Source organism: Streptomyces sp. NPDC002671, assembly GCF_053592475.1.
This window is the reverse complement of sequence record NZ_JBSFVU010000037.1, coordinates 1-25,358: the sequence shown is the minus strand read 5'-3', so window position 1 is coordinate 25,358 and position 25,358 is coordinate 1. Positions and strand designations below refer to the sequence as shown.

Genomic DNA, 25,358 nt, shown 5'->3' with positions numbered 1-25,358 from the left:
CCATGCCTTCCCCTCTCACCCACGACGACCCACAGGCGTTCGGTCCCTACCGCCCGATCGCCCGCCTCGGCAGCGGAGGCATGGGCACCGTCTACCTCGCCCGTACCGCAGGCGGCCGTACCGTCGCGCTGAAGACGATGCACGCTCGCATCGCCTCCGACGCGGCCTTCCGCACCCGCTTCCGGCTGGAGACCGACGCGGCCCGGGTGGTGGGGGAGCGATTCGGCGCCGGGGTCGTGGACGCAGATCCGCGGGCGGAGACGCCCTGGTTCGCCACCGAATACGTGCTCGGGCCGCCGCTCGACGAAGCCGTGGAACTGTGCGGCCCACTGCCCGAGGCATCCGTACGGGCGTTGGGTGCGGCGCTGTGCGGGGCGCTGGGGCAGTTGCACGCGTCCGATGTCGTCCACCGCGACCTCAAGCCCTCCAACCTCCTCGTCACCGCCTACGGGCCGAAGGTGATCGACTTCGGTATCGCGCGTGCGGCCGGGGACGACCACCTCACCCGGGTCGGGGTCGCCGTCGGCACCCCCGCCTTCATGTCGCCGGAGCAGGCGAGCGGGCAGGAGCACACGGCCGCGGGCGATGTCTTCGCGCTCGCGGGTCTGCTCGTCTTCGCCACCACCGGACGTCCGCCCTTCGGACATGGGCTGGCGGCGGATCTGCTCTACCGGGTGCAGTACGCGGAGCCCGATCTGAGCGGTGTGCCGGACAGTCTCGTGCCGGTGCTCGCGCAGTGCCTGGACAAGAATCCCTTCCGACGGCCGACAACCAGCTGGCTCGCCTCCCAACTGCACGATGGAACCGGCGAGTTCTCCGATCATCTGCCGGACGTTCTCCTGGCCGACATCGCTCGGCGGGCGACCGAGGTCTGGCAGATCACGCCACAGCGACTGCCGGCTCCTGCCGAGGATCCGGACATAGCCGCGTCGGCAGTCCCCGTACGGTGGTCCCGTCGGCGGCTGCTGCTGACCGGCGGAGGCGCGGCGCTCACCGTCGCGGCCGGGACGGCGGGAGCGCTGACCTGGAGCGAGTGGACCGGTGGCCCGAAGACACAGCCTGTGCCTGGGCCCAGCAACAACCTGCTGCCAAAGAAGCAACTGGACTCCCTCTGGCAGATCCAGGTGGCCGACCCGGACAACGGATATTTCTCAGAGGAACCTTTGTCCTCCTTTCAGGCGCAGTTGCACGCCGTTGCCAACCTGGTAGTACTGATGGCCGGGAGCAGCCTGAACGGTGTCATCGCGCGAACCGGAGAGGTCGACTGGAAGTCGGACGACTCGGAGTGGACCTGGCAGTCCACCTCCGACGGTGATCGCATCATCCTGACAACGGACGTAGACGACGGTTACATCGGATCCGACCTCGAAGACGACGCTTCCCATGCGAACCCGCTGGCCCTGGCCTCGGTCGACATCCTCACCGGCAAGGCGAAAGAGCCTTTCGCGCAGTTCTCCGACCTCAATGGCCTGCCGGTCAACCAGGCACTGTGCGTCGCGGACGGGGTGGCCTACGCGGTCGCGGGGCGGGGCAAGTTTTCCCTCAGCTTCCTCGCCTCCCAGTCCTGGTATGTGCTCGCGGTCGACATCAACACGGGCAAGCGGTTGTGGATGGCACCGCTGCCCAGGCGGCGCGACGGTTCCTCGGAGTTGTACTTCCTCGCTGCCGGTGTCGTGGGGAACGGTCTCGTCGCGCTCCAGGTGGCGAACGACGGCAGTGTGCATGCCGTCGTACGCGACACCCGGACGGGCACCGTCCGCTGGGACCGTAAGCTCGACGGGGTTGCTCCGGACCAGGTACGGCAGCAGCCTCTGGTCACCGACGCGCAGCATTTGTACGTGGGTGCCGGCCGGCTCAGGGCTCTGCGGCTCAGCGACGGCGGCATGGCATGGGACTCCAAGTCCGAGCGTCCGGGCCGCACCTACGGCCTGCCTGCGCTCAAGGACGGGACCCTGTACGCCGTCGAGAAGGGCCTTGGGCTCGCCGCCTTCGACCCGGCAAACGGGCGCGCAAAGTGGCAGGAGAAGGGTGAGCAGGGGACGAAGGCGGACCTGAAGGCCGCGCCTGTGATCGGCTCCGACTACGCGTACAGCAAGCGAGGATCGCGGCTGTGGGCGGTCGATCTGTCCTCTCACGCCCCGGCCCACTCCTACAGGACCACTGGCGACCGCTTCGTGATCCATGAGAAGGCGGGGGAGATCATCGCGCTGGGCGGCCACTTCCTCGCAGCCTTCCCGCTGCGGTGAGCTGATCGGTACCGAGAAGAGAAGGCGACAAGCGATGAGACCCCTGGGGACCGGTGACCCGATTCGGCTCGGCCCGTACCGGCTGCTGGGTGTGCTGGGCGAGGGCGGCATGGGCAAGGTGTACGTGGGGCAGGACCACGCGGGCACCGTCGCAGCCGTCAAGGTGCTCCGGCCCGAACTCGCTCATGACACCGGGCTCGCCCAACGGTTCGTGCGCGAGGCGCTGGCGGCCCAGGCCGTGCGGAGCCCCGGTGTGGCGGCGGTGCTGGGCGCGCAGACCGAGGGCGGGCGGCCGTGGATCGCCACCGAGTTCCTCGCCGGACCGACCCTGGACCAGGTCGTGGATCAGCACGGTCCGCTGGACGAGGCGAAGCTGCGTGCCCTGGCCGCCTCCGTCGCCCGCACCCTGCGCGACATCCATGCCGCCGGCTTCGTCCATCGCGACCTCAAGCCGCCGAACATCGTGCTCACCTCCGGCGGCCCCCGGGTCATCGACTTCGGCATCGCCCGCCCGGAGCACGGTCTCACCCTCACTACCACCGGGCAGATCCCGGTCACTCCGGGGTACGGCGCTCCCGAGCAGGTGCTCGGCCAGCGCGTCACCCCGGCCGCCGACGTCTTCTCCCTCGGCGCCGTCCTCGTGTACGCGGCCACCGGTCATCGGGCGTTCGAGGGCACCCACGTGGCCGCCGTCCAGTACGAGGTCGTCCATGGCGAACCGCGTTGGCACGGCCTCTCACCTGAGCAGCACGCCCTGATCGCCCCATGCCTTGCCAAGGAGGCGGCGGGACGGCCCACGCCCGAGCAGATCGCAGGGGCCTTTGCGCTGCCCAAGAAGTCCGACACGGTGTGGAAGCGCGGGCCCGTGGCCGATGCGATCAGGGACCGGGAGCGTGAGGTACGGGAACTGACCGCACCGCTGCTGACGACGCAGACCGGGACAGGGCCGAGTCGGCGAAGACTGCTCACCGGGTTCGCGGCTGGTGGCGCGCTGGTCGCGGCTGCCGGCGGCACGGGGTGGTGGCTGCTGCGAGACAGCGGCCCGAGCAGGAAGGACCTGTTCACCATCCCGCCTGCGGTGAAGACACCAGCGGCACGTATCCTTTCGGCCGACGACGGCGACTACATCGTCGGTGACCAGGTGAAGCCGCTCTGGGTACACGATGCGGCGGTGGGAACCCATTCGCCGGCTCCGCTGCCGATCCGGGACGTCATCATCGCCGGTGCCGCGGCCAGTGGCATCGCGGCATTCAACGTCGTCGACGGCAAGCGCCGCTGGCAGGCCTCGGACATGGATATGACGAGCCGCTATCTCTCACTCTCCGATCGTCTGCTCGTGGCTGCCGACAAAGAAGGAACGCTGCATACCTTCGTCCCGTCCACGGGTGAGCCCAAGTGGACGGCGAAGGCCGACGCCAAGGCGCTGCTGGCGGCCGATGAGGAGGCCGTGTACGTGGTGACCGAGGACCACCGGCTGCGCTCGGTGGGCCGCACCGACGCGAGGGTCCGCTGGACCGTGCCGATACCGGACCAGTTCCGGACGAGCGTCTACCCCCAAGGCGCGGCCGACAGCGGAACACTGGTCGTCTCGACTACGGGCGGACACGCTTTGGCGGTCAGCACGAAGACCGGCCGTCCTCTGTGGACGATGTACAACCAGGCGAGGAAGAAACAACTCGTTCCGGTGGTACGGAACGGTGTTGTGTACCTCAATGGCAAGTCGCTCTCCGCACGGGGAATCTCGGACGGCAAGGAACTCTGGCAGGAGACGGACTCATACGCGAGCCCGCCGGAATGGGGCCCTGCCGCCATCTCAGGCAACTCCGTGTACTCGACCATCGGCGGCAACGTCAGGCGGTTCCCCATCCGCGGAGGCCAAGACCAGTGGTCGTCGTTGGAGAGTGGCCAGGGACCGGTTCTGGTTCAGGGCAGCGGTGCATGGGTGATCGACGAGTCGTACAACGGCACCACGGTACGCACCCTGAGCATCAAGGATGGCTCGGAGATCTGGACCTACGACTTTCCCTCGCTCTTTGGTCTCAAGATCAAGGTCAGCCTCGCGGTCGGCGGCAATCGCGCCTTCGCCGCGGCCAACGGTTCCCTGTTGGCGTTCCCGGTTTTCTGACCGCACCCCGTCGAAAATGCCGAATCCGGTGGCTGGCCCATGCGACCGCCGGATTCTCCAATCCCTGGGCATCGTCAGCCGCGCCACCAGCTGCGGTCCCGCAGTTGCTGCGAGGTGACCTCGGCCGTCGGCGTGCGGCGCTGCATCAGGTCTGCGAGGTCTGTCATGTGGTGGTCCACCTGGCTGGACATGGGGGCGGTGCTGTCATGGGCGGAGCCGGAGTTGGGGGCGGCGGAGGCAACGGCGGCTCGCCGTCCGCCAGTACCGGTCCACCCGCCCGCAGCCGCTCGATTGTCTGGTCGGCGCGTCGGCGCGTCGGCGGGCCCGGGGGTCGTCGTCGCGCCGGAAGAGCAGCCGCACGGTGACGGGGCCGCGGTACCCGAGCAGCACGTAGCCCGCGCCACGCAGATGCTCGGTCGAGACAGCAGGTACCCGAGTGCGTGGGCGATCTCCTCGACCCGAGCCTTCATCGACTCCGCGCCCCGGATCTCAACCAGTCCTCGGCCGTCTAAGCGGGACCGTATCTCGTCGTCCTTCATCAGCGGCTCTCGTAGCGAGGCAGTTCCTGGGGGAAATCGCGGGGTCCCTGACACTCGGCCAGTTCGTAGGCGTGTCGGGTGAGCTGGTAGGCGAAATCGGTCAGGGCTTGGCGTAGGGCCGCTCCCGAAACCCTGCTTTTCCCGATCACGCCGGCCTCCGCCACCAAGGCATGGGGCCGGGATGCATCAGCTTCCTCCTCGCCCTTCGGCTCACAGGGGACGTACACGGAAGCGGAACCTCCGTCGGCGTCGATCTGTGCCAACGCCTCCACGCGGCCCGCCGAGGCCTTGACGACGTGGACGCCCGCGAGAGACCCGTAGTGGTTCTCCCAGGCGGTTTCCGATGACTCTTGAAGGTTCACTCGCCCCGACAGAATCGAGTCGCCGCTGGTGGACACATTGCAACCGAAGTAGAAATTACGTCCGGTGCCCCCTTGATCCGCCCGTTCGTCCGCCGCTCGTGCACGTGGCAGAGTCCGGATCACGACGTCCCGATGCACGGCAGCGTCGCACACCTTGTCCGGGAGCAGGTATAGCCCTTTCACGAAGAACAGAAAGAGGCTGCCACATACCAGCCCGAGGATCGTCACGGCGATGAAGAATCCCTTTATGGAATAGGTCATCCGAACCCGTTCCGACAATCCCTCACCCATATTTCACCTCGGATCGGTTCAAATAGTAGTCGCTGTCTTTCCAGCCATCGTTGACGGCCTGCCGCACGGAGTCACTGATTTGGCCCTTCGGCATGTCCACGTGGTTGCGAGCCAGGGCGTCGTCCACCGACCAGATCGTCTGCTGGCTGACCGAGTCCCGCATCTTGAACAGATCTTTGCTGGAGTGGTACAGAGCTTCGTCCTCGGCGCCCTGCAGTTGCTGCCCTTCGAGTAGGCGGTCAACCGCAGCACCGGCAACGGCTCCGGCCCCTCCCCCGACCACGGACCCCATGAGTTCGCCGCCGTACTGTTCGGGGAGCTTAAGGCCGGTGAAGCCGATTGAAACCCAACTCTTGGCGAAGTCCCCCTTCGCCTTCAAGGCCTCGTTGTAATCTGTCTCGCCCTGGATGGCCTTACCGACTTCCGAGTTCGCGGCAGAATGCCCGACGATTCCCTCGATGATTCCCGCATTTCTGCCGATGTCGGTAAGAACCTGCTTGGGGTCTCCGTCAAACAGGGAGGGATTCGAGAGGTGCTCCTGAAGTAGGCTTCCGGTGTAGATGCTTTCCCCGTAGATGATCCCGGCCCGGCCGGCAGGATCTGCAGACGCGGCCGAAAGAAATCGGGTGACATCCGCGAGGTTGAGCCCTGCGGGAGATTCACTGTTCGTAAGGAAGACGATCTCAGAATTAGAGCCCTCGAAAGCGTGGCTGATCTCCGGCATATAAGAAGCCGCCATGTCCCCGAAACTCTCGCCCATCCCCTTGGCCACCAGATCCGCGCCTCCGCCGGGCTGGGCCACCGCATTCATGATGTTGGCCATGATCCTGACCTGGGCCGCACTATGCGGCGGGGCCATGGAGCTGGTGTCACCGTCGGCGACCCCGGTGACGGCGCTTTCCAGAGCATGCCCAAGCGAAGTACCCCGGTCCGTGTACCGCGTGGTGTTCAACATGTGGTCCAGATCCGACTTGGACTCGAAGGCATGAGTCGCCGCCTCCGGATTGTGGGACAGGGCGTCGAAGAGCCCCTCCAACGGGTCGCGGCCGTTCCCGTCCCCGAAGACCAGGTCGATGTGGTCGTAGCCCTTCACCCACAGAGCATCGGTGTTGTCGTAGCCCGCACCCTTGTCCTGCTTGAACAGCTTGGCCCGGTACTCGTCCAGGAACTCGGTGTCGAATTCGCCCTGCCGCATGAGGCTGCTCAATACCTGGGAACCGAGAGCGCCGACGGGGTTCTGGTACAGCTCCTTGGAGTCGGACAGGAAGCGTGTGTTCGTCTCCTTGAGGAGATCCCTCTTCCACGCCGCCATGCCGTCCGAGTCCGAGAAGGATGCCGTGGCCAGCGTCAGGCTCAGGTTCCTCTGCAGCTCCTCCATGCGTTCCAGTTCCGTACCCCTGGCGCCGGCATGGGAATTGACCATGTCCGTCCAGAACTGAAGCGTTCCCTTGGCACCCAGACCCCTTGCGAACCGCTCCGCGAACAGGGGGTCGTCGTGGTACTTCTCCAGGTAACGGTTGAACTCGGCGATGTCGTTGAGGGACATCCGGTCCGGGTGCTTGGCCATCTTTGCCAGCTTGTCGGCTGCCTCCAAGGCCTCGGCGGCGGAGTCCCGGTCCTTGTAGTGAGCATCCGAGAAGCCGTACTTGGCCTGATCCACAAGGAGCCTGAGAACCTTCGCCGCGCTGTTGTCGCTCTCGGTGGCCTTGCTGAGGATGCGCTGGATCTCGTCGCGGAGGCCGTCCACATCCTGCTGGCTGTGCTCGGGGACGTTCACGCCCTTCGCAGCACGGTCAGGGTGAACATTCATGTTGACCGTGAACGTGCCGTGGCCTGTGTCCATCACTGTGAGGTTCTTCTTCTCACCCCGCGCGATGGCTTCGTTCAGCTGGGTGCGGTAGTCGATGAGTTCGCCGCGGGTGTCCCTGAGGATCTGTGTGATGGAGTCCGCCTGGGTGTGGGCGTCCGCGAACTCCTTCGCGGTCTTGTCGATGAATTCGCGACTCACCTGGGCGTTGACGCCGGCCCAGTTCGCCTTGTCCGCCCTTCCCTTCAGGTTGCGTTCGGCATCTTCCTTGAGGGTGGCGAGCTTCTTGGTCATCTCCTCCCAGTCGGTGACGGCTTCGCCGAGCTGCGAGAAGTTGCCGTGGCGTAATGCGTCGAGATCCATGTCCGTCAGCCGTCCGTCCGCTCGTCGAAGCCCTTGTCCAGCTGGGAGATGCTGCTGAGCGTGCCTGCGATGCAGGACTCGTCGGCAGCGTGCTGGTTCTTGGTGTATCGCAGGTGGTTGGAGATGTGGGCGCAGGCGTCCAGAAGGGTCTGCACCTGGTCGACCCAGTGCTCGGCGACGTGATCGAGGGCGGCTCCGAGAGCGAAGCCCTCGCTCTCGAGACCCCCGGCCGCCTTCATGGAGGAGATGCGGGCGTGGTCGCTGTACCGTCCGAAGTCCTCGAAGAGTTCGTGCGCCGCCGATCCGATCGCGGCGAGGTCCTTCTGGTGGACGGTCAGGTCACCGCGCGTGTTGCCGCCACCACCCCCGGAGTCGGTGGGTAGTTGATTGAGCTGCATGTGCGTCGACCCACTCTTCGTGGCCTCCGCCTTCAGTTGCTCCCACTCGTCCCACGGCACCCGCGATTCCTCCGTCTACTCCGCTACTCCGACGACCGCCCCGAGGCGGCAAGCTCGTCACATGCCTGCCGCCGGCCCGCCTCAGTACTCCACATCCACCAACCCCGTCTGAACCAACGGCTTCCCCCGCTTCCGGGACACGAAGATGCCCCGCCCCGCGGGCATCGGCCGGGGCCGGACGCCGTTGAGGATGTCGCCCTCCGCGGGGTCGCCGGCCAGGACGAGGCCCTGGGCGCCGAGTTCCTTCATGCGCTGCATGAACGGCTCGTACGAGGCGCGGCCCGCGCCCGCGGAGGAGCGGGCGATGATGAAGCGGACGCCGACGTCGCGGGCGAAGGGAAGGAGTTCCGTCAGGCCGGAGAGCGGGTTGCCGCTGGACGTGGAGACGAGGTCGTAGTCGTCGATGACCACGAAGACCTGCGGGCCCCGCCACCAGCTCCGGTCCCGCAACTGCTGCGCGGTGACGTCGGCGGTCGGGGTGCGGCGCTGCATCAGGTCGGCCAGAGCGGTCATGTGGTGTTCCATCTGGCTGGACATCGGGATGTACTCCGCCAGGTGCGTGGGCGGGGTGATGTCCAGCAGGGAGCGGCGGTTGTCGACCACGAAGAACTTCGCCTCGTCGCCCGAGTACCGCAGCGTCAGCTGCTTGAGCAGCAGCCGCAGCAGGTTGGACTTGCCGGACTCGCTCTCGCCCAAGATCAGGAAGAACGGGTCCTGTTCGAAGTCGACGAACACCGGCTCCAGGTTGTCCTCGTCCAGCGCGAAGGCGACGCCCCGCTTCGGGAAGCGGTCGCCCGGCGGGAGCTGGAGCGCCTCCAGCTGACGCGGGAGGAGGCGGACCTTGGGCGCGCCGGGCGCCTGCCAGTGTCGTACGACCTCGGTGGTCAGCGCGGTCGTGGCCTCGGCCAGGTCGGTGTCGGAGGTCAGGCCGTCGATGCGCGGCACCGCCGCCATGAAGTGCAGCTTCTGCGGAGAGAGGCCGCGGCCCGGGACGCCTGCGGGGACGTTCACCGCCACCTTGCGGTCGATCTCGGAGTCCATGACGTCACCCAGGCGCAGCTCCAGGCGGTTCATGAGGTGGTCCTTCAGGTTCGCGCGGACCTCCATGGAGCGGGACGCCGTGATGATCACGTGGATGCCGTAGCCGAGGCCGCGGGCCGCGATGTCGAGGACCGCCGTCTCCAGGCCCTCGTAGTCCGTGCGGAAGTTGCCCCAGCCGTCGACGACCAGGAAGACGTCGCCGAAGGGCTGTTCGGTGACGGAGATGTCGCCGCGGGCGCGGCGGGCGCGGTAGTCGGCGATCGACGCGATGCCGGCCGTACGGAAGTACTCCTCGCGGTGGGTCATCACGCCGTACACCTCGGAGACCGTGCGGCGTACGCGTTCGGGGTCCAGGCGGGAGGCGATGCCGCCGACGTGCGGCAGGTCGGCCACCGCGGCCATGCCGCCGCCACCGAAGTCGAGGCCGAAGAACTGCACCTCGTACGGGGTGTGGGTGAGCGCGAAGGACGCGATGATCGTCCGCAGCAGCGTCGACTTGCCGGACTGGGGGCCGCCGATGATCTGCATGTGGCCCGCCGCGCCCGAGAAGTCGAGCATCAGGCGGTCGCGGCGCTGCTCGTACGGCTTGTCGACCAGGCCCGCGGGGACCACCAGGCGGCCGGCGCCCTCGTAGCCCGGCTGGGTCAGACCGCGGCCCTGTACCGCCGCGAGGCCGGGCAGCAGGGCGTCCAGCGACGGCGGGCTCTCCAGCGGCGGCAGCCACACCTGGTGCGCCGCCGGGCCCTGGGCCTCCAGCCGGCGCACGATCACGTCGAGGACGGTGTCGGCCAGCGCGTCGTCCACCTCGGGTGCGGACTCCGTGCGCTGCCGCGGCACGGCGGTGTACTGCACCGGCACCTCCGTCGCCGTGAACAGCACCGGACGCCGGTCCAACAGCAGCGGGCCGCCGTCCAGGGCCGCGCGCTCCGCGCCCGAGCGGTACACGCCGGAGACGTACGCGGCCTTGAAGCGGACCATTTCGTCCGTGCCGAACTTCAGGAAGCCGGAACCGGGGACGTTGGGGAGTTCGTAGGCGTCGGGGACGCCGAGGGCGGCGCGGGACTCCGCCGCCGAGAAGGTCCGAAGGCCGATGCGGTACGACAGGTACGTCTCCAGGCCGCGCAGGCGGCCCTCCTCCAGGCGCTGCGAGGCCAGCAGCAGGTGCACGCCGAGCGAACGGCCGATACGGCCGATCTGCACGAACATCTCGATGAAGTCCGGCTTCGCCGTCAGCAGTTCGCTGAACTCGTCGATCACCAGCACGAGAGAGGGGATGGGCTGGAGCGGGGCGCCCGCCGCGCGTGCCTTCTCGTAGTCGTGGATGTTGGCGTAGTTGCCCGCGTCGCGCAGCAGCTCCTGGCGGCGGTTCAGTTCGCCGCGGATCGAGTCACCCATACGGTCGACCAGGGTCAGGTCGTCCGCGAGGTTCGTGATGACCGCCGCCACGTGCGGCATCTGCGCCATGCCGGCGAAGGTCGCGCCGCCCTTGAAGTCGGCGAGGACGAAGTTCAGGGTCTCGGAGGAGTGCGTGACCGCCAGGCCCAGCACCAGGGTGCGCAGCAGCTCCGACTTGCCGGAACCGGTCGCGCCGACGCACAGACCGTGCGGACCCATGCCCTCCTGGGCGGCCTCCTTCAGGTCCAGCATCACGGGGCGGCCGTCCTCGCCGAGACCGATCGGCACCCGCAGCCGTTCCGCGAGCGCGCGCGGGCGCCAGGTCCTCTTGGTGTCGACGGACGCCGCGTCCCCGAGCCCCAGCAGGTCCGTGAACTCCAGGTTGGCGAGCAGCGGTTCGTCGTCGTCGCCACCCGAGGCCATGCGCAGCGGCGCCAGTTGCCGGGACAGCGCCTCCGCCGACGCGTAGGACAGGGCGTCCGGGGTGCCCTCGTAGACCATGCCGTGGCCGGAGTCCAGGCGCAGCATGCCCGGCTGGACGACGACGGAGAGGTCGCCGCCCGCGCCGGTCAGCTCGCCCTGCACCACCTCGACGATCGTGACGCCCTGCAGGCCCTCCGGGTTGGCGAGCACCGAGTCGGGCAGCAGCGACAGTTCGTCGAGGACGATCACGATGTGCGGCTCGTCCAGCAGTGGCGCCGCGCCGGGGTGGAAGCGGGGGCGGCCGGTCAGCCGGGTGGACAGCAGGTCCTCCAGCTCACGGGTGTCGTGGCCGATCAGGCGGCGGGTTCCGGCGCCGTCCAGCGCGCCGGGCGCCTGCACGTGCGGCAGCCACTTCGCCCAGTCCCAGTGCGGCAGCGCCTCGCGGCCCGCGGCCACGGCGATGATCAGGTCCTGGGGGGAGTGCAGCGAGGCGAGCGAGCCGACCAGGGCACGGGCCGAGGCGCGTACGGACTGCTGCTCACCGCTGAGGGTGACGTGGTAGAAGGCGCGCAGCGACACCGCCATCGGCAGGTCGCCGATCGAGCCGTGCGTGGCGAGGAAACGCTGCATCGCGCCCGCGGTCAGCGGCTCCAGCTGCTCGACCGGACCCGTCTCGGGGGCCACCAGCTGGGTGGCCAGCGGCTGCGGACCCAGACCGATCCGCACGTGCGCGAAGTCCTCGTCGCCCGGCCGCCGTTCCCACACCCGGCTGCCCTCGGCGACGAGCGCCCACAGCTGTTCGGGGGAGGGGTGCAGGTAGTACTGCGCGTCACGCTGCGCCTTCGCCGTCCGTACGGCGGACTTGCGCGTCTGCGACAGATAGCTGAGGTAGTCGCGGCGCATGTCCGCGAGCTGCCCCTGGGAGCCGCGGCGGAAGCGGACCACCATCGCGATGGACATCGCCACCGTCGAGGCGATCATGATCATGCCCATGATCTTCATGAACGGCTGCCCGTTCGTGAAGAAGAAGACCACCGAGCCGCCCATGCCCAGCGTGGGCAGGAGCTGCATCAGCACGCTCTCCTGATGCCCCCGCGGCAGTTCGGGCGGCGGCTGGACAACGATCTCTTCCGTGGGCACTTCGGACGGCAGCGCCCGAGGGGGGCGCTTGACGACAATCTGGCTCACTGCTCACCAATTCCCTTGCCCGACCCAGGCTTTCCGCTCACCGCCCCGTGTCCGGCGGGCGCAGGCCGCCGCGTGATCCTACTGAGTCCACAGGACACGGGTGAGCGGTAGGGTGCCGGATGTTCGCGTGAGCACACGCCGAACAGGCCGGAAATACCCGGGCATTCCACCGGGTGTCGGGGCGGCAGCGCCCCGGAATCCGGCCGTACGGCGCCCGTGCCGCCGCCGTCGTGCAGGGCACGGGGCGAAGCGGCACGGAACCTTCACCGCGCGAACGCACCATCACCACCGAGACAACCGGTGCAGACGCACCACCACCACTGAGGGGGAGCAGCAGGTGAGCATGACGGCCACCGCTACCGGCGGACCCGGGACGGGAGCCCCTTCGGGAGCCGGCAGCGGACTCGGTTTCTGCCGGGTGACCATCGTCGCGCCGGACAGCCGTATCGACGTGGCACTGCCCGACGACGTCCCGGTCGCCGACCTCTACCCGGAGATCCTCCGACTGTCCCAGCAGAGCCCCGAGGCGGGCGCCCCGGTCGGCTACCACCTCGTCCGCACCGACGGCACCGTGCTGGACAGCGCCCGCTCCTTCGCCGCCCAGCGCATTCTCGACGGCGAACTCCTCACCCTGCGCCCCTTCGCGGAGTCCCTGCCGCCGGCGGTCTTCGACGACGTCGCCGAGGCGGTCGCCTCCGCCGTCACCAAGCAGCACAAGCTGTGGAGCGGAGACCTGACCCGGGCCGCGGGCCTCGTCGGCGGCGGCGTGCTGCCGACGCTGCTCGCGTTCGTCGCCTGGACCGCCGATCCGCGCCACGACATGCACGGCCTGGCCGGCATCCTCGCCGCCGTCACCGGCATCCTGCTGGTCGTGCTCGCCGCGGTCCGCGCCCGCGTCTACGACGACCGCGGCTCGGCCGTCGCCCTCGGCCTCGGCGCCCTGCCCAACGTGGGCGTCGCGGGCAGCGGACTGCTGCCGCTGCACGGCGGGGAGGGAATCGGCAGGCTCCAGTTCCTGCTGGCCTGCACGGCCGTGCTCGTCGCCGCCCTGATCCTCACCCTGTGCTCACCGCACGGCGACGGCCCCTTCGTGGCCTTCGTGTTCGCCTCGGCCGTCACCCTGGTCGTCGTCTTCATCGGAACCCTCACCGACTGGGCCCCGATCGAGATGGCCGGCGCGTGCGCCCCGGTCGCCGTGGGTGCCCTCGCCTTCCTGCCCGGCATGTCGATGCGCTTCGCCCGGCTGCCGATCGGCTTCGAGAACCCCAGCAGCGGCGGCGGCGGCACCACCCGTTCGGCCTACGGCACCGAGACCGCCGCTCAGGAGCCGGTGGACACCGAGCGCATCGAGGCCCAGACCCGGCGCGGCCACGAACTCCTCGTCGGCCTGGTCGGCGGCTGCGCCCTGCTCGCCGTCGGCGCCTCCGTGGTGCTGGGCTTCTCCGACAACGTCTGGGCGCAGCTCCTCGCGCTCGCGACCGGGATCGCGATGCTGATGCGCGCCCACCTCTTCCGCTACACCGCCCAGGTCGCTCCGGTCCTGGCCGCGGGTCTGGCCTCCCTGGTCCTGCTGGGCCTCGGCCTCGCCCTCAACCCGCCGCAGAACGTGGTGCGCGCGGCGCTGGGCGGCGACCGTACCGACCTGGACATCCGGACCATCTGGCTGATCGCCGTCATCGCCGTGGCCACCGGCCTCGTCACCGCGCTCGGCCTGATCCTGCCGCGCGGCGGGCTGACCCCCTTCTGGGGCCGCTTCCTGGAGATCTGCGAAGGCTTCGTCCTGCTGACGCTGATCCCGCTGGCCCTCGCCGTCTTCGACGTGTACGCGACGGCGCGGTCGATGACCAGCAAGTAACCCTCACGTACGACAGAGCCCCGGCGCCACGTCCTCGAAGACGCGGAACCGGGGCTCTGTCACAGCTCACCGCACGCACAACTACTCACTGCACGTCGAGTCACTGCACGTCGAGCCCGCCGTTGTGCGCCGTCGGCTTCAGGTCGAACTCCCCGTCCCGCGCGCCCAGCACGAACGCCCGCCACTCCGCCTCCGTGTAGCGCAGCACGGTGTCCGGGTCCAGGGAGGAGCGCATCGCCACCGCACCTTCCGGGAGGTATGCGATCTCGACCCGCTCCTCGTGCTCCTCCGTGCCCGGAGCGCAGTGCCACTCGACGCCCGAGATGTCGAGGGCGTACAGCTCGTCGCGCTCGCGCTCCTTGCGTGCCTTGATCTCCTCCGCCGTCTCCGCCATCGCGCAGCGACCCCTTCCCGACGTACGAATGGTCCGGGCGCTCACCCTAGTGGCCGGTCCGGCCCTTCCGGGCGGATCGGAATACCCTGGCGAGGGCGCCCGCAACTGCCTGGTACCCTGAGTGACGGCCGTTTGTGTACGCGTTTCCGGACAGGTCCTAGGACACAGTGTTGGGACACAGTCTGGAAACCGCGCTCAGCGGATCCCCGCCTCCCGAGTAACGGAAGCTCCCCCGAGCAGCAGACCGGGGGCACTCGGTGGCACTCACAGACTATTGAGGAGTACGCGTGTCGCTCGACGCCGCTACGAAGAAGCAGATCATCACCGAGTTCGGTACCAAGGAGGGCGACACCGGCTCCCCCGAGGTCCAGGTCGCCATGCTCTCGCGTCGGATCTCCGACCTGACGGAGCACCTCAAGACCCACAAGCACGACCACCACTCCCGCCGCGGTCTGCTGATCCTGGTCGGTCAGCGCCGTCGCCTGCTGCAGTACCTGGCGAAGAAGGACATCCAGCGCTTCCGTACGCTGGTTGACCGCCTCGGCATCCGCCGCGGTGCCGCGGGCGCGAAGTAAGACGCCGTGAAGGGAGCGGTTCCCGAGAAGATCGGGGGCCGCTCCCTTTGCCGTACGTGCGGAAACGTGCGGAGTATCACACACCCTTTGTAGTGTGGTAGCACAACGCAATACGCAGGACACAGAACACGTACGACCCAGAACGAGGAGAAGCGCACCTAGCCGCCGCCGGTCCTCGGTAGTGGCCCCCGGGGGGAAGCGAGCCCCGGGTGCTTCGATCGAAGACCGGCCCGCACAGCACGGCGCGCTTCTCCACAACCGTCCCCCTGCCACACGGGCAGCCCAGGGACGAAGACGAGGAGAAAACGCTAGTGGAGAACGAGACCCACTACGCCGAGGCCGTCATCGACAACGGCGCCTTCGGCACCCGTACCATCCGCTTCGAGACGGGCCGCCTGGCCAAGCAGGCCGCCGGCTCCGCCGTGGCGTACCTGGACGACGACACCATGGTGCTGTCGGCCACCACCGCATCCAAGAACCCCAAGGACCAGCTCGACTTCTTCCCCCTGACGGTGGACGTCGAGGAGCGGATGTACGCCGCCGGCAAGATCCCCGGCAGCTTCTTCCGCCGTGAGGGCCGTCCCTCCGAGGACGCCATCCTCACCTGCCGTCTCATCGACCGCCCGCTGCGCCCGTCCTTCAAGAAGGGCCTGCGCAACGAGATCCAGGTCGTCGCCACGATCATGGCGCTCAACCCCGACCACCTGTACGACGTCGTCGCGATCAACGCCGCGTCAGCGTCCACGCAGCTGGCCGGCCTGCCCTTCTCCGGCCCGATCGGCGGCGTCCGCGTCGCGCTGATCCGCGGCCAGTGGGTCGCCTTCCCGACGCACACCGAGCTCGAGGACGCCGTCTTCGACATGGTGGTCGCCGGCCGCGCCCTGGAGGACGGCGACGTCGCGATCATGATGGTCGAGGCCGAGGCCACCGAGGGGACCATCAAGCTGGTCGAGGGCGGCGCCGAGGCGCCGACCGAGGAGGTCGTCGCCGCCGGCCTGGAGGCCGCGAAGCCGTTCATCAAGGTCCTGTGCAAGGCCCAGGCGGACCTCGCCGCGAAGGCTGCCAAGCCGACCGGCGAGTTCCCGATCTTCCTGGACTACCAGGACGACGTCCTGGAGGCCCTGACGGCCGCCGTCAAGCCCGAGCTGGCCCAGGCGCTCACCATCGCCGGCAAGCAGGAGCGCGAGGCCGAGCTGGACCGCGTCAAGGGCCTGGCCGCCGAGAAGCTCCTGCCGGAGTTCGAGGGCCGCGAGAAGGAGATCTCCGCCGCGTACCGCTCGCTCACCAAGCAGCTGGTCCGCGAGCGCGTGATCAAGGAGAAGAAGCGCATCGACGGCCGCGGTGTCACCGACATCCGCACGCTGGCCGCCGAGGTCGAGGCCATCCCGCGGGTGCACGGTTCCGCCGTGTTCGAGCGTGGCGAGACCCAGATCCTGGGCGTCACCACCCTCAACATGCTCCGCATGGAGCAGCAGCTGGACACCCTCTCCCCGGTGACCCGCAAGCGCTACATGCACAACTACAACTTCCCGCCGTACTCCACCGGTGAGACCGGCCGCGTCGGCTCCCCGAAGCGTCGCGAGATCGGCCACGGCGCCCTCGCCGAGCGCGCGCTCGTGCCGGTGCTGCCCGCGCGCGAGGAGTTCCCCTACGCGATCCGCCAGGTGTCCGAGGCGCTCAGCTCGAACGGCTCGACCTCCATGGGCTCGGTCTGCGCCTCCACCATGTCGCTGCTGAACGCCGGTGTGCCGCTGAAGGCCCCGGTCGCCGGTATCGCCATGGGTCTGATCTCCCAGGAGATCGACGGCGAGACGCACTACGTCACCCTCACCGACATCCTCGGTGCGGAGGACGCCTTCGGTGACATGGACTTCAAGGTCGCCGGCACGAAGGACTTCGTGACCGCCCTCCAGCTCGACACCAAGCTGGACGGCATCCCGGCCTCCGTGCTGGCCGCGGCCCTCAAGCAGGCCCGCGACGCCCGCCTGCACATCCTCGACGTGATGATCGAGGCCATCGACCGGCCCGACGAGATGAGCCCGAACGCCCCGCGGATCATCACCGTCAAGATCCCGGTCGACAAGATCGGTGAGGTCATCGGCCCCAAGGGCAAGATGATCAACCAGATCCAGGAGGACACGGGCGCCGAGATCACGATCGAGGACGACGGCACCATCTACATCGGTGCCGCCGACGGCCCGTCCGCCGAGGCCGCCCGCACCACGATCAACGGCATCGCCAACCCGACGATGCCCGAGGTCGGCGAGCGCTACCTCGGTACGGTCGTGAAGACGACCACCTTCGGTGCGTTCGTCTCCCTGCTGCCCGGCAAGGACGGTCTGCTGCACATCTCGCAGATCCGCAAGCTGGCCGGCGGCAAGCGCGTGGAGAACGTCGAGGACGTCCTCGGCGTGGGCCAGAAGGTCCAGGTCGAGATCGCCGAGATCGACTCCCGCGGCAAGCTCTCCCTCATTCCGGTGATCGAGGGCGAGGAAGCCGCATCCGACAGCGGTTCCGAGAACAAGGACGACGCCGAGCAGTGACGTCCCGTAGCTCCAAGGCGACGGCCCGCACCTCTTCGGAGGCGCGGGCCGTCGCCCGTACCCAAACCCTGATCAAGGGCACGAACGGCATCGGCACCGTCCGCAAGACCACCCTCCCGGGCGGTCTGCGCGTTGTCACCGAGACCCTGCCCTCCGTGCGGTCGGCGACGTTCGGCATCTGGGCGCACGTCGGCTCCCGCGACGAGACCCCCTCGCTCAACGGCGCCACGCACTACCTGGAGCACCTGCTCTTCAAGGGCACGTCCCGCCGCTCCGCGCTGGACATCTCCGCCGCGCTCGACGCCGTCGGCGGCGAGATGAACGCGTTCACGGCGAAGGAGTACACGTGCTACTACGCGCGCGTGCTCGACACCGACCTGCCGCTCGCCATCGACGTGGTCTGCGACATGCTGACCGGCTCGCTGATCCTCGAAGAGGACGTCGACGTCGAGCGCGGCGCGATCCTCGAAGAGATCGCCATGACCGAGGACGACCCGGGCGACTGTGTGCACGACCTGTTCGCGCACACCATGTTCGGCGACAGCCCCCTCGGCCGCCCCGTCCTCGGCACGGTCGACACGGTCAACGCCCTCACCGCGGACCGCATCCGCCGCTTCTACAAGAAGCACTACGACCCGACGCACCTCGTGGTCGCCTGCGCCGGCAACATCGACCACAACAAGGTCGTACGACAGGTCCGCGCGGCCTTCGAGAAGGCGGGCGCCGTCCGCAGCCTCGACACGGCGCCCATCGGCCCCCGCGAGGGCAGCCGTACGATCCGCACGGCCGGCAGGGTCGAGCTGCTCGGCCGCAAGACCGAGCAGGCGCACGTCGTCCTCGGCATGCCCGGCCTCGCCCGCACCGACGAGCGCCGCTGGGCCATGGGCGTGCTGAACACGGCGCTCGGCGGCGGCATGTCCTCCCGGCTCTTCCAGGAGGTCCGGGAGAAGCGCGGCCTCGCCTACAGCGTGTACTCGTACACCTCCGGCTTCGCCGACTGCGGCCTGTTCGGCGTCTACGCCGGCTGCCGCCCGAGCCAGGTGCACGACGTGCTCCAGATCTGCCGGGACGAGCTGGACCACGTCGCCCAGAACGGTCTGTCCGACGACGAGATAGGCCGCGCCATCGGCCAGCTCCAGGGCTCCACGGTCCTGGGCCTGGAGGACACGGGCGCGCTGATGAACCGTATCGGCAAGAGCGAGCTGTGCTGGGGCCGGCAGATGTCCGTCGACGACATGCTCGCCCGGATAGCCGCGGTCACCCCGGACGAGGTCCGCTCGGTCGCCCGCGACATCCTGGGACAGCGCCCGTCGCTGTCGGTCATCGGCCCGCTGAAGGACAAGCAGGCCGCACGGCTGCACGACGCCGTCGCCTGACACCCGTCTTCGGTAACACCCGTCTTCGGTAAGGAAGCAAGAGATGAGCAAGCTGCGCGTGGCGGTTCTCGGCGCCAAGGGCCGGATCGGGTCCGCGGCGGTGAAGGCGGTCGAGGCCGCCGAGGACATGGAGCTGGTCGCCGCCCTCGGCCGCGGCGACAAGCTGGAGACGCTGGCGGAGACCGGCGCCCAGGTCGCCGTCGAACTGACCACCCCCGCCTCGGTCATGGGCAACCTCGACTTCTGCGTGCGCCACGGCATCCACGCGGTCGTCGGCACCACGGGCTGGACCGAGGAGCGCCTCGCGCAGCTGCGGGGCTGGCTCGCCCAGTCCCCGGAGACCGGCGTGCTCATCGCGCCGAACTTCTCCATCGGAGCCGTCCTGACCATGAAGTTCGCGCAGCTCGCGGCGCCGTACTTCGAGTCGGTCGAGGTCGTCGAACTGCACCACCCCAACAAGGTCGACGCCCCCTCCGGCACCGCCACGCGCACCGCCCAGCTCATCGCCGAGGCCCGCCGGGCAGCCGGCACGGCTCCGGCGCCGGACGCCACCGTCACCGCGCTGGAGGGCGCGCGCGGCGCGAACGTCGACGGAATCCCGGTCCACGCCGTCCGGCTGCGCGGCCTCCTGGCCCACCAGGAGGTCCTGCTCGGCGGCGAGGGCGAGACCCTGACGATCCGTCACGACTCCCTGCACCACAGCAGCTTCATGCCGGGCATCCTGCTCGGCGCCCGCCGCGTGGTGTCGGCCCCGGGCCTGACCCTGGGCCTGGAGCACTTCCTGGACCTGGGCTGAGCAGGAGCCTTGCGGAACATGCGCGCGAAGATCAACTACCTCATCACGGCCGTCGTCCTGGTCTTCTACTTCGTCCTGGTCGGCAGCCGCGGCGTCATGCTCATCCAGTCCGGCACGCTCGTCACCGTGACCTTCGGGATCGCGGTGCTGATCCTGCCGGTCATCGGCCTGTGGTTCCTGTGGAAGAACACCCAGTTCGTCCGCAAGGCCAACCAGCTCGCCGCGAAACTCGACGCCGAGGGCGGCCTGCCCGTGGACGAGCTGAAGCGCACCGCCGGCGGCCGGATCGACCGTGACTCGGCCGACGAGGTGTTCGCCCGGCGCAAGGCCGAGACGGAGGCGGCCCCGGACGACTGGCGCTGCTGGTTCCGGCTCGCCGTCGCCTACCACGACGCCCGGGACACCCCGCGCGCCCGCAAGGCCATGCAGCGCGCCATCGCCCTGCACGACGGCAGACCCGTCCAGGCCTGAGCCGTACCCGGACGCGAAAGGGGCCGGTCCGCAGCACAGCGGACCGGCCCTTCGGCATGTCTGCGACGGTCAGCGCCGCACGTACTCCGCGGCCCACGCCTCCACCACGTCCGCCGCCCGGTCGAAGGCCGCGGGGCGGTTCAGGAAGTCCAGGCCGTGCGTGGTCAGCAGCGGCGGCGTGTCCTCGGGGCCCCGGTCCTTGCGGACGAGCGCCAGGGCCTGCCCCTGCACCGTGCGCGGCAGACCCACCCAGCGCACCGGCTGCTGCACCGTGCGTACCGAGACCACCCGCGACCAGCGCACCGTACGCGTCACCCAGAACCCCACGTGGCGCAGTCCGCGCGCGCTCACCCACACGCCCATGCGCAGCACCCGCAGCGCGCCGGCGATGGCGGCCAGGGCCACGGCGAGGACCACCCCGGCGGAGGACACTGAGCCGGTCAGAGCGATGGCGACCCCCGCGAACAGCACGAACGCGGAGAGCAGCAGCCCCAGGGCCGCCCCGCCCACCCGCCAGGGCCCGGGCCGGTAGGGGCGCCGCCAGCGGTCCCGGTCGTCGTACGGCAGCGGGCTCTCGGATGCCGCCTCGAAGGTGCGGTCGGCCGTCAGGAAAGACAGGGGCACGGCTGGTCCTCACTCAAACCTTGCGTGGGTTGTGCCCGGTGAGGCTATCCGCCCCCGTATCTGCTCACCACCCTAGGGCGGCCGGAAGGGTCAGCGTCCCTGGTCCGGCTGGGACGCCTGGGACTGCTGGACCGGCGTACTGGCGGGGGTGGACAGGGCCGGCGTACCGATGACGACGGCGCCTATGAGCCCCGCGACGACCGTGACGCCCAGCAGCCAGCGCCCGGCCCTCTGGCCGGCGGACGCCCGCTCGCGGGGCGGGGGAGTGACATTGCTCAGGTACATCGCGGGTGCGTCTCCTTTCGGCGCTCGAACCAAGATCGAACGAATGGGGCTCACTGATACAGACGAGCGAGTATCGCAAAAGGTGCCCATGTCCGAAAAATTCCTCGGTGAAGCGGCCGGCTCGGCTCTGTCGGTCGTCCCCCGTACAGTGGGCGCGAACCTGAAGAAGTGATGGGAAGGACCCCCGTGACCACCCCCGAGTCGCTCACCCTCCGCAGTGACGTCACCGTCGAGCTGGTGAAGTCCAGCGCTTCGGACACTGACGTGCTCTTCGCCGCGCGCGTTTCGACCCTCGGTGAGCAGTCCCTGGACGAGCTGAAGAAGGACCCCGAGCGCTCCAAGGGCCTGATCAACTACCTGATGCGCGACCGGCACGGCAGCCCGTTCGAGCACAACTCGATGACGTTCCTCATCAGTGCCCCGATCTTCGTCTTCCGCGAGTTCATGCGGCACCGGGTCGGCTGGTCGTACAACGAGGAGTCGGGCCGCTACCGGGAGCTCGAGCCGGTCTTCTACGTCCCCGACGCGTCCCGCAAGCTCGTCCAGGAGGGCCGCCCCGGCAAGTACGTCTTCGTCGAGGGCACCCCGGCCCAGCACGATGCCATGCGCAGCACCCTCGCGGAGTCCTACGAGCAGGCGTACGCGGCCTACCAGAAGCTGCTCGCCGAGGGCGTCGCCCGGGAGGTCGCCCGTTCGGTCCTCCCCGTCGGCCTCTTCTCCTCGATGTACGCCACCTGCAACGCCCGCTCCCTGATGCACTTCCTCGGCCTGCGCACCCAGCACGAGCTGGCCAAGGTGCCGTCCTTCCCGCAGCGGGAGATCGAGATGGTCGGCGAGAAGATGGAGGCCGAGTGGGCCAAGCTCATGCCGCTCACGTACGCCGCCTTCAACGCGAACGGGCGTGTGGCCCCATAACGAAGCCCTGTTCCCCCACCAGGGACAGATGTACGGATCAGCCTCGCGAAGTGTCCGTATTGCGGCATTTAGAGAAGTTCATCTAGCCTGATCAAACGGACCCGGCACTGCTTGAACCCCCGAGCAGGCAGTGCCGGGCTCCATATTTGTCCGGACTTACCAGGCACCCCACGGGCAGACCCCACATGGAGCACCGAGTAGCGTGTTACCCATGGCTCCGACCTCCACTCCGCAGACCCCCTTCGGGCGGGTCCTCACCGCTATGGTCACGCCCTTCACGGCGGACGGCGCACTCGACCTCGACGGCGCGCAGCGGCTCGCCGCCCACCTGGTGGACGCAGGCAACGACGGCCTGATCATCAACGGCACCACCGGCGAGTCCCCCACCACCAGCGATGCGGAGAAATCGGACCTCGTACGAGCCGTCCTGGAGGCAGTCGGCGACCGCGCCCACGTCGTGGCCGGCGTCGGCACCAACGACACCCACCACAGCATCGAGCTGGCCCGCGAGGCCGAGCGGGTGGGCGCACACGGCCTCCTGGTCGTCACGCCGTACTACAACAAGCCCCCGCAGGAGGGCCTGTACCGGCACTTCACGGCCGTCGCCGACGCCACCGGGCTGCCGGTCATGCTGTACGACATCCCCGGCCGCAGCGGCGTCCCGATCAACACCGAGACGATCGTCCGCCTCGCCGAGCACCCCCGGATCGTCGCCAACAAGGACGCCAAGGGCGATCTCGGCCGCGCCAGCTGGGCCATCGCCCGCTCCGGCCTGGCCTGGTACTCCGGCGACGACATGCTGAACCTGCCGCTGCTCTCCGTGGGCGCGGTCGGCTTCGTCTCCGTCGTCGGCCACGTCGTCACCCCCGACCTGCGCGCCCTCGTCGACGCGTACACCTCGGGCGACGTCGTCAAGGCCACCGAGATCCACCAGAAGCTGCTCCCGGTCTACACCGGCATGTTCCGCACCCAGGGCGTCATGACCACCAAGGCCGCGCTCGCCCTCCAGGGCCTGCCCGCGGGACCCCTGCGCGCCCCCATGGTCGAATGCTCGCCCGAGGAGATCGCTCAGCTCAAGATCGATCTTGCCGCCGGCGGGGTACAGCTCTGACAACAGACTTCGGCACCACCTGAGCTTCATAACTGAAGAGACAACCGAAGAAACAACTGAACAGCGACAACCGAACAGGCGGGCCACCGGTGCCCGCAACCCACAACGACAACTGCTTATGCACGAACGTCATGCGCGCCACGTGCCCGACCGGTACGTGGCGTGTGTGGTGAGGAGAGTCTTTTGAGTCATCCGCATCCTGAACTCGGCCCGCCCCCGCCGCTCCCCGAGGGCGGCCTGCGGGTCACCCCGCTCGGCGGCCTCGGCGAGATCGGCCGAAACATGACGGTCTTCGAGTACGGCGGTCGCCTGCTGATCGTCGACTGCGGAGTGCTCTTCCCCGAGGAGGAGCAGCCTGGAATCGACCTGATCCTGCCGGACTTCTCGTCCATCCGGGACCGCCTCGACGACATCGAGGGCATCGTCCTCACGCACGGCCACGAGGACCACATCGGCGGCGTCCCCTTCCTGCTCCGCGAGAAGCCGGACATCCCGCTGATCGGCTCCAAGCTGACCCTCGCCCTCATCGAGGCCAAGCTCCAGGAGCACCGGATCCGCCCGTACACCCTGGAGGTGGCGGAGGGGCACCGTGAGCGCATCGGCCCCTTCGACTGCGAGTTCATCGCGGTCAACCACTCCATCCCGGACGCCCTGGCGGTCGCCATCCGCACCCCCGCGGGTATGGCGGTGCACACCGGCGACTTCAAGATGGACCAGCTCCCGCTGGACAACCGCCTCACCGACCTGCACGCGTTCGCCCGGCTGAGCGAGGAGGGCATCGACCTCCTCCTCACCGACTCCACGAACGCCGAGGTCCCGGGCTTCACCCCGCACGAGCGCGACATCTCCAACGTGCTGCGCCAGGTCTTCGCCGCGGCTCGCAAGCGGATCATCGTGGCGAGCTTCGCCAGCCACGTGCACCGCATCCAGCAGATTCTGGACGCGGCGCACGAGTACGGCCGCAAGGTCGCCTTCGTCGGCCGCTCCATGGTCCGCAACATGGGCATCGCCCGCGACCTCGGCTACCTGAAGGTCCCGGCGGGCCTGGTCGTGGACGTCAAGACGCTCGACGACCTCCCGGACGACGAGGTGGTCCTGGTCTGCACGGGTTCCCAGGGCGAGCCGATGGCGGCCCTGTCCCGGATGGCCAACCGAGACCACCAGATCCGCATCGTCGAGGGCGACACGGTCATCCTGGCCTCGTCCCTCATCCCCGGAAACGAGAACGCGGTCTACCGCGTGATCAACGGCCTGACCCGCTGGGGCGCCAACGTCGTCCACAAGGGCAACGCCAAGGTGCATGTTTCCGGCCACGCGTCCGCGGGCGAGCTGCTGTACTTCTACAACATCTGCCGCCCGAAGAACCTGATGCCGGTCCACGGCGAATGGCGCCACCTGCGGGCCAACGCCGAACTGGGCGCGCTCACGGGCGTCCCGCACGACCGGATCGTCATCGCCGAGGACGGCGTGGCGGTGGACCTGATCGAGGGCAAGGCCAAGATCTCCGGCAAGGTCCAGGCGGGTTACGTCTACGTCGACGGCCTCTCCGTCGGCGACGTCGGCGAGCCGGCCCTGAAGGACCGCAAGATCCTCGGCGACGAGGGCATCATCTCGGTCTTCGTGGTGGTGGACGCTTCCACCGGCAAGATCACCGGTGGTCCGCACGTCCAGGCCCGCGGCTCCGGCATCGAGGACTCGGCGTTCGCCGCCGTCATCCCGAAGATCACGGAGACGCTGGAACGGTCCGCCCAGGACGGTGTCGTGGAACCCCACCAGCTGCAGCAACTCATCCGGCGCACCCTCGGCAAGTGGGTCTCGGAGACGTATCGCCGCAGGCCGATGATCCTGCCGGTGGTCGTGGAGGTCTGACACCTCGTCTGACACCTCGTCGGTGTGAGTCCGGAGCGGGGCGCCTCGATTTGCATCGGGCGCTCCGCTCCAGTACGTTTACGGCTCCGCCCAGTTGGGAACCCCAGTGCTTCATGTGCTGGACACAGGTGCCCCGGACCGGGTGGGAAATCCGACTCAGAGCTTCTGATAAAGTCGGAACCGCCGGAAAGGAAACCGCGAAACAACGCGGGAACCTGGAAAGCGCCGAGGAAATCGGATCGAGAAAAGATCTGATAGAGTCGGAAACACCGAAGGGAAGCCCGGAGGAAAGCCCGAGAGGGTGAG

At 68.7% G+C, this 25,358-nt stretch carries 18 protein-coding genes; 11 read left to right on the top strand and 7 right to left on the bottom strand.

Annotation, left to right across the window (positions count from 1 at the left end; genetic code table 11):
* The first annotated feature begins 2 nt into the window (after positions 1–2).
* Complete coding sequence (locus ACWD35_RS37290; RefSeq protein ID WP_451355810.1) at positions 3–2,246, top strand: protein kinase domain-containing protein; 2,244 nt, start codon at positions 3–5, stop codon at positions 2,244–2,246.
* A 34-nt stretch (positions 2,247–2,280) separates the two neighbouring features.
* A complete protein-coding gene (locus ACWD35_RS37285) occupies positions 2,281–4,371 on the top strand; it encodes a protein kinase domain-containing protein (RefSeq protein WP_451355809.1) in 2,091 nt (696 codons plus the stop codon).
* 538 nt (positions 4,372–4,909) lie between these two features.
* On the opposite strand, the gene ACWD35_RS37280 is transcribed toward ACWD35_RS37285, so the two are convergent.
* From ACWD35_RS37280 to eccCa, 4 genes are all read right to left on the bottom strand, one after another.
* On the bottom strand, positions 4,910–5,533 hold the full coding sequence (locus tag ACWD35_RS37280) for a hypothetical protein (protein ID WP_451355808.1): 624 nt from the start codon (positions 5,531–5,533) through the stop codon (positions 4,910–4,912).
* Between the two features lie 22 nt (positions 5,534–5,555).
* Positions 5,556–7,733 (bottom strand): hypothetical protein, encoded by a 2,178-nt coding sequence (locus tag ACWD35_RS37275; RefSeq protein ID WP_451355807.1) that lies wholly within the window; start codon positions 7,731–7,733, stop codon positions 5,556–5,558.
* Positions 7,734–7,738: 5 nt separating this feature from the next.
* Positions 7,739–8,191, bottom strand: a complete 453-nt coding sequence (locus tag ACWD35_RS37270; protein WP_451355806.1) for a hypothetical protein — start codon at positions 8,189–8,191, stop codon at positions 7,739–7,741.
* 81 nt (positions 8,192–8,272) lie between these two features.
* Positions 8,273–12,238 carry a type VII secretion protein EccCa gene (eccCa, locus tag ACWD35_RS37265; protein WP_451355805.1) on the bottom strand — a complete coding sequence of 1,322 codons (3,966 nt, stop codon included), beginning with the start codon at positions 12,236–12,238 and terminating at the stop codon, positions 8,273–8,275.
* Between the two features lie 343 nt (positions 12,239–12,581).
* Here eccCa and eccD point away from each other — a divergent pair, with 343 nt between their 5' ends.
* Positions 12,582–14,093: a type VII secretion integral membrane protein EccD gene (gene eccD / locus ACWD35_RS37260; protein ID WP_451355804.1), complete on the top strand. Its 1,512-nt coding sequence runs from the start codon at positions 12,582–12,584 to the stop codon at positions 14,091–14,093.
* Positions 14,094–14,193: 100 nt separating this feature from the next.
* Here the strand turns inward: eccD and ACWD35_RS37255 are convergent, their stop codons facing one another.
* Positions 14,194–14,487, bottom strand: coding sequence for a DUF397 domain-containing protein (locus tag ACWD35_RS37255; protein ID WP_451355803.1), 294 nt, complete (start codon positions 14,485–14,487; stop codon positions 14,194–14,196).
* A 287-nt stretch (positions 14,488–14,774) separates the two neighbouring features.
* On the opposite strand from ACWD35_RS37255, the gene rpsO reads away from it, so the two are divergent.
* The 5 genes from rpsO to ACWD35_RS37230 all read left to right on the top strand — a co-directional run bounded on the left by rpsO (position 14,775) and on the right by ACWD35_RS37230 (position 20,248).
* Positions 14,775–15,062 carry a 30S ribosomal protein S15 gene (rpsO, locus tag ACWD35_RS37250; RefSeq protein WP_020138875.1) on the top strand — a complete coding sequence of 96 codons (288 nt, stop codon included), beginning with the start codon at positions 14,775–14,777 and terminating at the stop codon, positions 15,060–15,062.
* A 311-nt stretch (positions 15,063–15,373) separates the two neighbouring features.
* Positions 15,374–17,605, top strand: a complete 2,232-nt coding sequence (locus ACWD35_RS37245; protein WP_451355802.1) for a polyribonucleotide nucleotidyltransferase — start codon at positions 15,374–15,376, stop codon at positions 17,603–17,605.
* The gene (locus ACWD35_RS37240) at positions 17,602–18,981 is read left to right on the top strand and encodes a M16 family metallopeptidase (protein ID WP_451355801.1); all 1,380 of its coding nucleotides are present in this window, start codon (positions 17,602–17,604) and stop codon (positions 18,979–18,981) included. The genes ACWD35_RS37245 and ACWD35_RS37240 overlap by 4 nt, the downstream gene beginning before the upstream one ends.
* 43 nt (positions 18,982–19,024) lie before the next feature.
* Positions 19,025–19,777 carry a 4-hydroxy-tetrahydrodipicolinate reductase gene (gene dapB / locus ACWD35_RS37235; protein WP_451355800.1) on the top strand — a complete coding sequence of 251 codons (753 nt, stop codon included), beginning with the start codon at positions 19,025–19,027 and terminating at the stop codon, positions 19,775–19,777.
* Positions 19,778–19,795: 18 nt separating this feature from the next.
* The gene (locus ACWD35_RS37230; RefSeq protein ID WP_451355799.1) at positions 19,796–20,248 is read left to right on the top strand and encodes a hypothetical protein; all 453 of its coding nucleotides are present in this window, start codon (positions 19,796–19,798) and stop codon (positions 20,246–20,248) included.
* A 69-nt stretch (positions 20,249–20,317) separates the two neighbouring features.
* Here ACWD35_RS37230 and ACWD35_RS37225 read toward each other — a convergent pair whose 3' ends face one another.
* Both ACWD35_RS37225 and ACWD35_RS37220 read right to left on the bottom strand, forming a co-directional pair.
* Positions 20,318–20,872: a hypothetical protein gene (locus ACWD35_RS37225; protein ID WP_451355798.1), complete on the bottom strand. Its 555-nt coding sequence runs from the start codon at positions 20,870–20,872 to the stop codon at positions 20,318–20,320.
* 90 nt (positions 20,873–20,962) lie between these two features.
* Entirely contained in the window at positions 20,963–21,157 is a 195-nt protein-coding gene (locus ACWD35_RS37220; protein ID WP_451355797.1) for a hypothetical protein, read from the bottom strand.
* Positions 21,158–21,328: 171 nt separating this feature from the next.
* On the opposite strand from ACWD35_RS37220, the gene thyX reads away from it, so the two are divergent.
* From thyX to ACWD35_RS37205, 3 genes are all read left to right on the top strand, one after another.
* Positions 21,329–22,072 carry an FAD-dependent thymidylate synthase gene (gene thyX, locus ACWD35_RS37215; protein WP_451355796.1) on the top strand — a complete coding sequence of 248 codons (744 nt, stop codon included), beginning with the start codon at positions 21,329–21,331 and terminating at the stop codon, positions 22,070–22,072.
* A gap of 211 nt (positions 22,073–22,283) precedes the next feature.
* On the top strand, positions 22,284–23,183 hold the full coding sequence (gene dapA / locus ACWD35_RS37210) for a 4-hydroxy-tetrahydrodipicolinate synthase (RefSeq protein WP_451355795.1): 900 nt from the start codon (positions 22,284–22,286) through the stop codon (positions 23,181–23,183).
* 183 nt (positions 23,184–23,366) lie between these two features.
* Positions 23,367–25,052: a ribonuclease J gene (locus tag ACWD35_RS37205; RefSeq protein WP_451355794.1), complete on the top strand. Its 1,686-nt coding sequence runs from the start codon at positions 23,367–23,369 to the stop codon at positions 25,050–25,052.
* Positions 25,053–25,358: the final 306 nt, after the last annotated feature.